Source organism: Streptomyces sp. NPDC007157 (genome assembly GCF_040634235.1).
Taxonomy (GTDB): Bacteria; Actinomycetota; Actinomycetes; order Streptomycetales; family Streptomycetaceae; genus Streptomyces.
In genome coordinates, this window is the sequence record NZ_JBEYFE010000003.1 from 37,371 (window position 1) to 49,688 (window position 12,318).

At 70.4% G+C, this 12,318-nt stretch carries 9 protein-coding genes; 8 read left to right on the forward strand and 1 reads right to left on the reverse strand.

Features of this window, described 5'->3' with window-relative positions; translation table 11 throughout:
- Positions 1-71 precede the first annotated feature (71 nt).
- From ABZ642_RS05840 to ABZ642_RS05855, 4 genes are all read left to right on the forward strand, one after another.
- Positions 72-1,274, forward strand: coding sequence for a thiolase family protein (locus ABZ642_RS05840; protein WP_360477724.1), 1,203 nt, complete (start codon positions 72-74; stop codon positions 1,272-1,274).
- Complete coding sequence (locus ABZ642_RS05845) at positions 1,271-1,942, forward strand: 3-oxoacid CoA-transferase subunit A (RefSeq protein WP_360477727.1); 672 nt, start codon at positions 1,271-1,273, stop codon at positions 1,940-1,942. The genes ABZ642_RS05840 and ABZ642_RS05845 overlap by 4 nt, the downstream gene beginning before the upstream one ends.
- Positions 1,939-2,622 carry a 3-oxoacid CoA-transferase subunit B gene (locus ABZ642_RS05850; protein ID WP_360477730.1) on the forward strand — a complete coding sequence of 228 codons (684 nt, stop codon included), beginning with the start codon at positions 1,939-1,941 and terminating at the stop codon, positions 2,620-2,622. Before ABZ642_RS05845 ends, ABZ642_RS05850 begins: the two co-directional genes overlap by 4 nt.
- Positions 2,623-2,822: 200 nt before the next feature.
- Positions 2,823-4,991, forward strand: a complete 2,169-nt coding sequence (locus ABZ642_RS05855) for a SpoIIE family protein phosphatase (RefSeq protein ID WP_360477733.1) — start codon at positions 2,823-2,825, stop codon at positions 4,989-4,991.
- Positions 4,992-5,055: 64 nt separating this feature from the next.
- Here the strand turns inward: ABZ642_RS05855 and ABZ642_RS05860 are convergent, their stop codons facing one another.
- A complete protein-coding gene (locus tag ABZ642_RS05860) occupies positions 5,056-6,240 on the reverse strand; it encodes a type III polyketide synthase (RefSeq protein ID WP_360477736.1) in 1,185 nt (394 codons plus the stop codon).
- Positions 6,241-6,572: 332 nt separating this feature from the next.
- Between ABZ642_RS05860 and nhaA the strand changes: the two genes are divergently transcribed.
- The 4 genes from nhaA to ABZ642_RS05880 all read left to right on the forward strand — a co-directional run bounded on the left by nhaA (position 6,573) and on the right by ABZ642_RS05880 (position 12,297).
- Positions 6,573-8,483 carry a Na+/H+ antiporter NhaA gene (nhaA, locus tag ABZ642_RS05865; RefSeq protein ID WP_360477739.1) on the forward strand — a complete coding sequence of 637 codons (1,911 nt, stop codon included), beginning with the start codon at positions 6,573-6,575 and terminating at the stop codon, positions 8,481-8,483.
- A gap of 126 nt (positions 8,484-8,609) precedes the next feature.
- Entirely contained in the window at positions 8,610-10,214 is a 1,605-nt protein-coding gene (locus ABZ642_RS05870; RefSeq protein WP_360477742.1) for an adenosine deaminase, read from the forward strand.
- A gap of 195 nt (positions 10,215-10,409) precedes the next feature.
- Complete coding sequence (gene secY, locus ABZ642_RS05875; RefSeq protein WP_360477745.1) at positions 10,410-11,723, forward strand: preprotein translocase subunit SecY; 1,314 nt, start codon at positions 10,410-10,412, stop codon at positions 11,721-11,723.
- A 112-nt stretch (positions 11,724-11,835) separates the two neighbouring features.
- A complete protein-coding gene (locus ABZ642_RS05880) occupies positions 11,836-12,297 on the forward strand; it encodes a GreA/GreB family elongation factor (protein WP_360477748.1) in 462 nt (153 codons plus the stop codon).
- Positions 12,298-12,318 lie beyond the last annotated feature (21 nt).

Below are 12,318 nucleotides of genomic sequence, written 5' to 3' on the forward strand. Positions count from 1 at the left end.
TAAGAGCAGCTTATTAATCCATGCAGATTGGGTCTTGGACGTGGTGAAGTCCACGCTCCTACCGTGACGGTATGACCGACAGCTATCTCTACTCGGCGGCGCGAACCCCCTTCGGCCGCTTCAGGGGCGCCCTCTCCGAGGTCCGGCCCGACGACCTCGCGGCACAGGTCATCGGCGGGGTCCTCGCCAAGACCCCCGCACTGGATCCCGGACGCATCGACGACGTCGTCTGGGGCAACGCCAACGGCGCCGGCGAGGACAACCGCAACGTCGGCAGGATGGCCGTCCTGCTGGCGGGGCTGCCCACCTCGGTGCCCGCGACCACCGTGAACCGCCTGTGCGGATCGTCCCTCGACGCCGCCCTGATCGCCTCGCGCGACATCGAGAGCGGCGACGCGGACATCGTCCTCACCGGCGGAGTCGAGTCGATGACCCGTGCCCCGTGGGTCCTGCCCAAGCCCGGGCGCGGCTTCCCCGCCGGGGACGTCACCGCCGTGTCCACCACGCTCGGCTGGCGCCTGGTGAACGAGCGCATGCCCAAGGAGTGGACGGTCTCCCTGGGCGAGGCGAACGAACAGCTCGGCGACCGCTTCGCCGTCTCGCGCGAGCGCCAGGACGCGTTCGCCCTCCGCTCCCACCGGCTCGCCGACGACGCCTGGAACGCGGGCTTCTACGACGACCTGGTCGTCCCCGTCTCGGACGGCGAGCGCACCGTTCTGGAACGCGACGAGGGCATCCGTCCCGGGTCCACCATGGAGAAGCTCGCCACGCTCAAGCCCGCCTACCGCGCCGAAGGCCTCATCACGGCCGGGAACGCCTCGCCGCTGAACGACGGCGCCTCCGCGGTGCTGCTCGGTTCGGCCGCGGCCGCCACCCGTATCGGTGTGGATCCCCTCGCCCGCGTCGCGGGCCGCGGCGTGGCCGCGGTGGATCCGCAGATGTTCGGATACGCGCCCGTCGAGGCCGTGAACAGGGCGCTCAAGCGTGCGGGCATCTCGTGGGCCGACGTCGACGCCGTCGAGCTGAACGAGGCGTTCGCCGTCCAGGCACTGGCGTGCGTGGACGCGTGGGACGTCGATCCGGAGATCGTCAACACCAAGGGCGGGGCCATCGCGCTCGGCCATCCCCTCGGTGCGTCCGGCGGCCGCCTGCTGGGCACCCTGTGCCGCCGGCTGCAGGTGTCCGGCAAGCGGTGGGGGGTCGCGGCGATCTGCATAGGTGTCGGCCAGGCCCTCGCCGTGGTCCTGGAGAACGTCGCCGGGGGCAGCAGGTGACCACACGGCTGTGTGCTGATGCGGACGAGGCGGTCGCCGGCGTCCAGGACGGCTCCACGGTGCTCGTCGGAGGCTTCGGCATGGCGGGCATGCCGGTGGCGCTGATCGACGCGCTGATCCGGCAGGGGGCCACCGACCTCACGGTCGTCTCCAACAACGCCGGCAACGGCGACACCGGTCTTGCCGCGCTGCTGGCCGAGGGACGGGTCCGCAAGGTGATCTGTTCCTTCCCCCGCCAGGCGGACTCCTGGGTGTTCGACGGCCTCTACCGGGCGGGCCGGATCGAACTCGAAGTGGTCCCCCAGGGCACTCTGGCGGAACGGCTGAGGGCGGCGGGCGCCGGTATCGGTGCCTTCTTCTGCCCCACCGGTGTCGGCACGCTGCTCGCGGAAGGCAAGGAGGTGCGGGAGATCGACGGCCGCCTCCATGTGCTGGAGTACCCCATCGGCGGGGACCTCGCGTTGATCGGCGCTCATCGAGCGGACCGTATGGGCAATCTCGTCTACCGCAAGACCGCGCGGAACTTCGGTCCCGTCATGGCCACCGCGGCCACCACCGTGGTCGCCCAGGTCCGCGAGGTCGTCGAGACCGGCGAGATCGATCCCGAGACCGTCGTGACGCCCGGTATTTTCGTCGACCGCGTGGTGCAGGTGGCTGATCACTCATGACACAGACTTCCCCGACGACCGGCGGTCAGGGCCCGCTGGGCAAGCACGGCATCGCCGCCCTGATCGCCCGTGACATCCCGCACGGATCCTTCGTCAACCTGGGGATCGGCCAGCCCACCCTCGTGGCCGACCACCTCTCTCCCGGTTCCGGGGTCGTTCTGCACACCGAGAACGGCATGCTCAACATGGGCCCCGCCGCTGCGGAGGACCAGATCGATCCGGACCTGACCAACGCGGGCAAGGTTCCCGTCACCGAACTGCCGGGCGCCGCCTACTTCCACCACGCGGACTCCTTCGCGATGATGCGCGGCGGTCATCTGGACATCTGCGTCCTCGGCGCCTTCCAGGTCTCCGCGCGCGGCGACCTGGCCAACTGGCACACCGGCGCACCCGACGCCATTCCCGCGGTCGGCGGAGCCATGGACCTGGCCATCGGGGCGAAGAAGGTCTTCGTGATGATGAACCTCTTCACCCGCGACGGGGCACCCAAGCTGGTCCCCGAGTGCGGCTACCCGCTCACCGGCCTGGCCTGTGTGGACCGCGTCTACACGGATCTGGCCGTCTTCGACCTCACCCCGAGCGGGGTGAGGGTGCGGCAGACCTTCGGCATCGGCGTACCCGAACTCGCCGATCGCCTGGGCCTGCCGCTGGAGACCGGCGCCCCGGAACAGCAGGCTTGAACAGGGTCGGACGTCGGCTCCGGTGAGTGCCCGGCGGGGCCGGTGTCCGTTCACCGTCCGCGTTCGCCGCGTGATCCGCCGGTGTGGGCGAAGCGAGCCCCGGTGATATTCAATGAGGTGTGCGGTCAGGGATCTCGGGGCCCCGTCGCCGGGTCCGAGCACGACTCCGGCGCTGCGTCGGCGATTGCTGAGAGAGCCACATGGACTCCACACCCTCCTCCTCGTCGTCGTCGCCGTTCGACATGGTCAGCAGCGCGCTGGGGCGTTACGTCCCCCGTGGAGGAGCGGAACCGGCCGCCGGTCGCGCCGACGCCGACGGGCGTGGCGAGCCCGGCACGGGTCTGCGCGTACCCGACGGCTCAGTAGCCGGCCGGCAGGATCAGATACTCGGCGTGATCAACCTGGACCGGGACCTGAGGGTGATCCGCTCCAATCTGGACGCCCCGGTGTTCGCCGGTCTGGACGCCGTGGCCGGGAGTCCCTTCGTCGATCTCCTGCCCCCCGGGGACGTACCGACGGTCACGCGTCGGTTGCGGCAGGTTCTGGAGACCGGTGAGGCGCATGTCGCGCGGATCCAGCGTCTGCGGCGCCGCGACGGGTCGGAACTGGTGGTGTCGCTGAGCATCCTGCCCGCCGCGGTGCCTCAGGAAGGCCTGACCGTCTCCGTGATCGCCATGGCCAAGCGGCTGCACCTGTACGCCGCCGAGACCGCGATCGGCACCTCGCTGGACATCGGCGAGACCGCGCAGTCACTGGCGGAGTCCCTGCTGGCCTGGGGAGACGTGGCCGCCGTCGACCTCGACTTCACCGTGTGGACGGGTGAGGGAGTCACCGGGCAGGCGCAAGGGCGCATCCGGCTGCGGCGAGCGGCCCTGGTGCCGAACCGCGCGTGGCCCGAGGGCTATGTCACTCCGGGCGACGATCTTCCCGGCGACGCGAGTCGCCTGCTGGCGCAGGCGGTGCGGCGGGACGACGCCCCGCAGGCCATCGTCATCCCCGACCGGAAGGCGGTCGAGCGGGTCCTCGGCAGTCCGCAGCTGATACGTGCCCTGGTGCCCGGCGACCCGTCGGCGGGGGTGGCGTGCATACCGCTGGTCCTGGACGGCGCGCCGCCCGTCGTGCTGGGCCTGGCCGAGATCTGGCGGCGGGCCGACAGCCCGTTCCGCGACAGCGAACTGTTCGACCTGCAGGAACTGGTCGCCAGGACCGTCCACCACGTCGACCTGGCCCGTCAGCACCAGCGCGAGCACAAGCAGGTGCTGGCGTTGCAGCGCCGGCTGCTGCCCCGCATGGGCGGCAACACCATCGAGATCGCCAGCGTCTACCAGCCCGCCACGCCCGACAGTGCGGGGGTCGGCGGTGACTGGGTGAACAGCTTTCCGCTGCCGGACGGTCGTACCGCGCTGGTGGTGGGTGACGTCGTCGGACATGGCCTGGGAGCCGCGGCGACCATGGGTCAGCTGAGCATGGAGGCCCGCGCACTGCTGTCCGCGGGGCTCGCGCCCGACGAGGTGCTGGAGCACCTGGACGAGACCGTGACGCTGCTGGACGACACGGAGTCCGGGCTGGCGGCCGGCTACAGCGCCCTCGGTTCGACCTGCTGCATCGCCCTCTACGACCCGGTCAGTCACAGCATGGCGCTGTCCAGCGCCGGCCATCTCCCGCCGGTCCTCGTGTCCCCGGACGGGCGCGCGGGCCCGCTCGCGATCCGCCCGCATCCCGGTCTGGGCGCCGAGTTCGCACTGCGAGAGCCGTTCGACGTACACACGTTCGATGTCCCCTCCGGCTCCCTGCTCGCCCTCTACACGGACGGCCTGGTGGAGGATCCGAGCGTGGCGATCGACGACGGCATCGGCAGGCTGGCGGACGTCGTGTCCACGGTGCACCCCTGGGACGCTCTCCCGCAGGCCGCACGGCACGTGGTCTCCGCGTTGGCACCCCCGCACCAGCGCGACGACGTGACCCTGTTGCTGGCGCGGATGATCGGCTACCGCAAGGGGGACACCGCGACCTGGCGGCTGCCCGCCCGCACTGACGCGCCCGCCCGGGCCCGCGCGCTGCTCGCCGCGCTGTTGCGGCAGTGGCACGCCCGGGACGGCACCCGGGACAACGTGCTGCTCCTGGTCAGCGAACTGGTCACCAACGCGGTGCGCTTCGCCACCGGCCCCATCACGGTACGGCTGATCAGGGCCGGCCACAGTCTGCTGTGCGAGGTGGGCGACACCGGCAACGGCAGGCCGCGTCTGAGGCGCGGCGGCCTCTACGACGACGGGGGTCGCGGCCTGTACGTGGTGCACCGGCTCACCACCCGGTGGGGCGTGCGGTGGACGGACACCGGCAAGGTTGTCTGGGCGGAAGTCGCGAGGTGACGCCCGGGACGGCCGTGCGCCGCAGGGATGGCGCGGGCTCGCACCACCGCCGCCCCTCTTCCGGCTAGAGCCACTCCCCTTCCAGGGCGGTCGCGCTGAGGCCCGGTGCCGCCGCGTACAGGACGGCGCGGCTGCCCGACTTCTGCCCGGCGTCGTACGCCCGCCGCATGATGTCGAACACGGCGGCGCCTCCGCGGTTGCCGCTGGTGTAGCTGTCCCGGCTGTACTCCAGCAGTCCCGACGGCCACGTGTCGGGCATCGTCTGCTCCATGTACTCCAGCACCCGGGTCCCGCCGGGGTGCGCGAGCAGCACGTCGGGGTGCCAGGCGTCGGGGTCGTCCTGGTAGCGGACGCGCAGCCACTCCCACATCGCGGTGACCGTCTCCTGCACGGCGCGCGGGCCGCGCCGGTCCATCACGAAGTGGGTGCCGTCCGCGCGCGTGTCGAGGCGGTGCAGGTCCTGGGTGCCCGGCAGGGTGTGGTGCCAGGCGGCGTCCAGCCGCAGCGCCGACTCGCTCCGTCGACGGCCCGTGACCACCGTGGCGACCGCGGTGTCCGCGAAGAGCAGCCGGACGATCAGGGACTCGAGAGTGTCGTCCGCGGGCTGGTAGGTCGTGCTCAGCGCCTCCGCGATCACGACCAGGACCACCCGGTCGGGGTCCGCGGCCACTAGATCCGCCGCCAGCGCCAGGGAACGGGTTCCCGCTACGCAGGCCCACTGTGTGGCCGGCAGCAGCATCACGTCGTTGCGCAGGGAAAGCTTGTTGGCCAGGGCGACGTCCAGCCCGGGCAGCGCCGGGGTGGTGGAGTGACTCGTGATCAGGCAGTCGACGTCCGCGACGTCCAGACCGGCGATCTGCAGGGCCCCGCGCGCCGCATGCTCCCCGTAGGACTGCACCGCCTCCCAGGCCGGCGCGGTGCGCTCCTGCACGGTCTGCGGCGCGGGTATCGCCTCGAGCGCGGCGATCGCGCGGTCCACGTCCTGCTGGGTGAACCCTTCACGCGCCAGTGCCTCTTGGGCCGCCGCGCTGCCGACGGCCCGCAGGCCACCGCCCTTGCCGGGCGCCACGGCGGCCTCCAGCGGCAGCATCCACCCGCGGGTCTCTATGCCCGTGCTGGCCGCGATTCCCTCGATCCGAGGCGTCCACGCCGCATGCGGATGCCGGTCGCGCACCTCCGCCACGATCTGGCTGGTTTCCACGGCGTACTCTCCGTGGATCACGGCAGGAGGGCAAAGGAAAGCGGACATAACGTGTCCTTCCGGGAGGATTAGGGAGAGATGCCGCGGGCGCTGTGCCATGGGTCACTTCAGAACCGCACGCCCAAGACATCGACGGCAGGCTCCAGTTCGGGAGCCGATCGCCGCTTCGAGCATGGACGCCAAATGGACATTTCCGCTGTGATGCAAACAACTCAGACCACAATCGATGGGCGTGACAACGCCCACACCTCTCGAACCAGGGCCCTCAGGCCGGTTCCGGACGCCGTACATGACGCGCCGTCAACAAGGAGTCGCCGGGTCACTGTCACCGGTGTCGAGTCCCGGCCGCCCATCACCTGGCCGGCGGTGATAATCGGCACGTGAGCGGCTACGAGTCCACCGAGGCGTCCCAGGGACTGGCAACGCAGAGCAAGACGCGCTGGCGTTCCTTCGTGCAGACCGAGACCGGCAGTGCCGTCCTGCTCCTCGGCGCGGTGTGCGTCGCGCTGCTGTGGGCCAACATCGACATGCGCTCGTACCAGGCCGTGTGGCAGGCGCACTTCACGATCGGCTTCGACACGAAGCACCTGTCGCTGACCCTGCACGAGTGGATCAACGCCGGGCTGATGAGCCTGTTCTTCTTCGTCGTCGGCCTGGAGGCCCGGCACGAGTTCGACATGGGGGAACTGCGTGACCGGCGCTGGGTGCTGCTGAGCGCGGTGGCCGGACTGGGCAGCATGGTCGTTCCGGCGCTGATCTACTGCGCGTTCAACGCGGGCCGGGACTCCCTGCACGGCTGGGGTGCGGCGATGTCGACGGACACCGCTTTCGCACTGGGCATCCTGGCCGTTCTCGGGTCGCGGCTGCCGGCTTCCCTGCGGGCGTTCATCCTGTCCGTGTCGGTCGTCGACGACCTGGTCGCGCTCCTGGTGATCGCGGTCTTCTACAGCGACGACATCCACCTGCCCGCGCTGCTGGTGGCCGTGGGCACGCTGCTGGTCATCATGCTGTTGCGGCTGGCACGCGTCCGCAAAGGACGGTACTGCGCCGTCCTGTCGGTGGTCGTCTGGGTGGCGCTGCACGAGGCCGGGGTGGACCCGGTCGTGACCGGACTGGCGGTCGGCGCCCTGATCGTCGCCTACCCGGCGCCGCGCGAGGACCTTGAGCAGGCCAGTCGGCTCTTCAGGCTGTTCCGGGAGCAGCCGACACCCGAGTTGCAGCGCTCGGCCGTACAGGGTCTGACCGCGGCGATCTCCCCCAACGAGCGGCTGGAACAGAGGTTCCTGCCATGGGTGAGCTTCGGCATCGTGCCGCTGTTCGCGCTGGCCAACGCCGGCATCGAACTCAGCGGCGGGAAACTGGCCGAGGCGTTCACCTCTCCGATCACGCTGGGCATCGTGTGCGGCTGTGTGGTGGGCAAGGTGATCGGGCTCGTCGGGTCCATGGCGGCCGCCCGGCTGCTGTCGGGCGGAAGGCTGCGGCCCGGCGTCGGCTGGGGCTCGGTCACCGTCGGCGGCGCGATCGCCGGAGCGGCCTTCACGGTGTCGCTGCTGATCGCCTCACTGGCCTTCGAGGGCGAGGAACTGGACCAGGCGCGTATCGGCATCCTCGCCACGCTGGTCGGCGCCTTCGCGGTGAGCTGGGCGGTCACCGGGGTGATGAACCTGCTGCCGGCCGCCCGCCGGGCCCGGGCGCTGCTGGGAAACGCCGATCCGCTGACCGATCTCGCGGTCGCCGTCGACGCGCGCCACGACCGTGTCCGCGGACCCGATCGGGCAGCGGTCACCCTGGTGGAGTACGGCGACTTCGAGTGCCCGTACTGCGGCCAGGCCGAGGCGGTGGTTCGGGAGTTGCTGGGCTGTGACACGGACGTCCGCTACGTGTGGAGGCACCTGCCGCTGACCGATGTCCACCCCAACGCGCAACTGGCGGCGGAGGCTTCGGAGGCCGCCGCCCGCCAGGGGAGCTTCTGGGAGATGCACGACCTGCTGCTGGACCGGCAGGACGCTCTCGGCGCGCGCGACCTGCTGCGTCACGCACGGGAACTCGGGCTGGACGTGGAGCGGTTCCGGCGGGACCTGGAACAGCACCGCGGCGCCCCCCGGGTGGCGGAGGACGTGGACTCCGCGGACCTCAGCAGTGTCTCCGGCACGCCCACCTTCTTCATCAACGGCCGACGTCACCACGGTGCCTACGACATCCAGACACTGGCGGCGGCCGTCGACTACGCCCGGCAGCGGGCACTGGCGGAGCACGCGGGCGCCGGCCGGCCGAAGCCGGCGACGGACTGAGCGTGCGGCTCGTGCGGACTCCACGGCACGGTCCGGCCGGTCGCCGCTGCGCCCGCGCGGGTGACTCCGTCGTGCCCACCGCGCGGCAGCCGGGTCCGGCCGGACCGACCTGATGATCATCTGAGTGTGACGACCTATCACGGCCCCCGCGCCGCGCACTCCTCACGCCGCACGGCGCTCTCCGCCGGACTCGGCGCCCTCTCGCTGCTCTGCCTCGCGTCCCTGTCGGCCGCGCCGCCCGCGGCCGCGCACGAGGAGGCCGTACCGGGCGCCCCCCGGCCGAGGACGGCCGCGGAGGCCCGTACGGCCGCGTACCTGGAGTCGATCCGCAACGACCCCAGGCTGCTGCGCGGTTTCTTCCGGCACCTGCCCAAGGGCGGCGACCTGCACAACCACCTCTCCGGGGCGGTCAGGACCGAGTACCTGATCGAGCTCGCCGCCGAGGACGGGCTGTGTATCGACACGGCCACCCTGACCGCCGTCGTACCGCCGTGCGGCCCCGGTACCCGCCCGGCCTCCGATGCCCGTACCGACCACGACTTCTACGAGGCGATCGTGCGCGCCTGGTCGATGCAGGACTTCCCGCCGGACCAGAACGGTCACGACCATTTCTTCGACACGTTCAACAAGTTCGGGGAGGTGCCCTGGCGGCATCGCGGAAAGCTGCTCGCCCAGGTCGCCGACACGGACGCGGCGCAGAACCAGTTCTACCTGGAGACCATGATCACCCCGGCCTCGGACGGCGCCCGGCAATTGGCCGCCGAGGTCGGCTGGGACCCCGACCTGGCCGCGCTGCACGCCAAGCTGGTGGCCGGCGGCAGGCTCGACAAGGTCGTGGCCGACGCGCGCAAGGAGGCCGACGACGGTGACGCCGAGTTCCGTACGGCCGCCCGCTGCGGCACCAGCCGTCCCCGCCCCGGCTGTGCGCTGACCGTGCGCTGGATCTCGCAGGTCAACCGCGGCAGTGCGCCGGAGCGCGTCTTCACGCAACTGGCCCTCGGCATGCGGCTCGCCGAACGCGACCCCCGGTTCGTCGCCGTCAACCTCGTGCAGCCCGAGGACTGGGACAGTTCGCTGGCCGGCTACAGCCTGCAGATGCGCATGCTCAACTACCTGCGCACCGTCTACCCCAAGGCCCATGTCACCCTGCACGCGGGCGAGTTGTGGCCCGGCCTGGTCAAGCCCCAGGACCTGAAGTTCCACATCGCGGAAGCCGTGAACGTCGCCGGCACCGAGCGCGTGGGACACGGCGTCGACCTGGTCCACGAGGACGGCTGGCAGCAGACGGCCCGTACGATGGCCGCCCGCCAGATCGCCGTCGAGGTGCCGTTCACCAGCAACGCCCAGATCCTCGGTGTACGCGGCGCCGAACACCCCTTCAACACCTACCGTTCCTACGGCGTACCGGTCGTCCTGGCCACCGACGACCCCGGCGTCTCCCGGATCGACATCACCCACGAGTACCAGTACGCCGCCCAGACCTACGGCCTGACCTACCCCGAACTCAAGGACCTGGCCCGCGCCTCCCTCGAGTACGCGTTCCTCCCCGGCCGGAGCCTGTGGCGGGGCAACCCCACCCGTGACGGCTACCGCCCCGCGACCGCCTGCGCCGGCCAGTTGCCCGGCAGCGGCCGTACCCCGACGGCGGAGTGCCGCCGGCTCATCACCGACAGCGCGAAGGCCGCCGTTCAGTGGCGGCAGGAGACTGCCTTCGCCTCCTTCGAGAGGTGAGTACCTGAGCACGGGGGGTGAGTGTGTCGTGAGCCCAAAAGTTGCAAATTCCGTTGAACAGGTGTCGGGCGACGCGTGTGGAGTCATTCATGTGTGGCCCGAACCGTTCCGGACGGCATGCCTCGCTCCCGTGTCGATGTGCTGCCGTCATCGCCGACCCCGACGGCCCACGCGCGAAGGGGTGCAGGAGGCACCGTGCTCACCGCGTTCATCAATGCCTTCAAGACGCCTGACCTGCGCAAGAAGCTGCTCTTCACGCTGGGCATGATCGTGGTCTACCGGGTCGGCACCCATGTCCCGATCCCCGGCGTCAACTACAGAGCCGTCCAGACGTGTGTGAGCGAGGCGTCCGGCAACCAGGGGCTGTTCGGACTGGTCAACCTCTTCAGCGGGGGCGCGCTGCTGCAGATCACCATCTTCGCGCTCGGCATCCTGCCGTACATCACCGCCAGCATCATCCTTCAGCTGCTGACCGTGGTCATCCCGCGTCTGGAAGCCATGAAGAAGGAGGGCCAGGCGGGCACGACGAAGATCACCCAGTACACCCGCTACCTGACGGTGGCACTCGCCGTCCTGCAGGGCACCGGCCTGGTCGCCACCGCCCGCAGCGGCGCCATCTTCTCCGGCTGCTCGGTCGCCTCCAGCATCATCCCGAACCGGTCGATCTTCACCACCATCACGATGGTGATCTGCATGACCTCCGGCACCGCCCTCGTCATGTGGCTCGGCGAGCTGATCACCGACCGCGGCATCGGCAACGGCATGTCGATCCTGATGTTCATCTCGATCGCCGCCTCCTTCCCGTCCGCGCTGTGGGCCATCAAGAAGCAGGGCACCCTGGCCGGCGGCTGGATCGAGTTCGGTGCCGTCATCCTCGTCGGCCTCGCCATGGTCGGCCTGGTCGTCTTCGTCGAGCAGGCCCAGCGCCGGATCCCGGTCCAGTACGCCAAGCGCATGATCGGCCGCCGGTCCTACGGCGGCACCTCGACCTACATCCCGGTGAAGGTGAACCAGGCGGGCGTCATCCCGGTCATCTTCGCCTCCTCGCTGCTGTCCATCCCGGCCCTGGTCGCACAGTTCTCGGGCGGGGACTCCGTCTGGAAACGGTGGATCACCCAGAACCTGACCAAGGGCGACCACCCGATCTACATCGCCCTGTACTTCCTGCTCATCGTGTTCTTCGCGTTCTTCTACGTCTCCATCTCCTTCAACCCGGAGGACGTCGCGGACAACATGAAGCAGTACGGCGGCTTCATCCCCGGCATCCGGGCCGGACGGCCGACCGCGACGTATCTGTCGTACGTGCTCAACCGGATCACCTGGCCGGGTTCGCTGTATCTGGGGGTGATCGCCCTCGTCCCGACCATCGCGCTGGTCGGGTTCGGGGCGAGCCAGAACTTCCCGTTCGGCGGCACCAGCATCCTGATCATCGTGGGTGTCGGTCTGGAGACCGTGAAGCAGATCGAGAGCCAGCTCCAGCAGCGCAACTACGAGGGCTTCCTCCGCTGACCCCGGCGGCCGGAGACCTGGCGGCAGCGCAGCTACGGACATAGTCGGTAAAATCGGTACCGCGTGTGGTCCGAACTCCGACTTCAGTCGTGCCGTCACCGAAGGAGCGGACATGGGTGGCCCTGAACCGATCAGCGCCGAGGGTCGTCGCGCGCTGGAACAGCAGCTGGCCGATCTCCACACCGAGCGGCAGGACGTCGCCGCGACGCTTCTCGGCGACGATTCCCCGGGCGACCAGGCGGACGAGGCCGACGAGTTGCAGCGGGCCGACGATCTGCGGCGCCTGGACGCCCGTATCGAGGCCATCACGCTGCGGCTGCACCAGGCGGCGGTCGCCCAACCGGCCCCCGCGGGCGTGGTCGGTGTCGGCAGCACGGTCAGCGTGCGGTTCGCCGACGGCGCGGTGCAGAACATCGCGATCGGCGAGATCGCCTCCGCGGCGGACGAGAACCTGGTGACGGAGGACAGCCCCCTCGGGCGTGCACTGCTGGGACACCGTGTCGGCGACACCGTCAGCTTCAGGACCCCGCAGGGCACCACGGACGCCACCGTGGTGTCGCTGGGCGGCTCCTAGAGCCGGTCCGCCTCTGGAGCG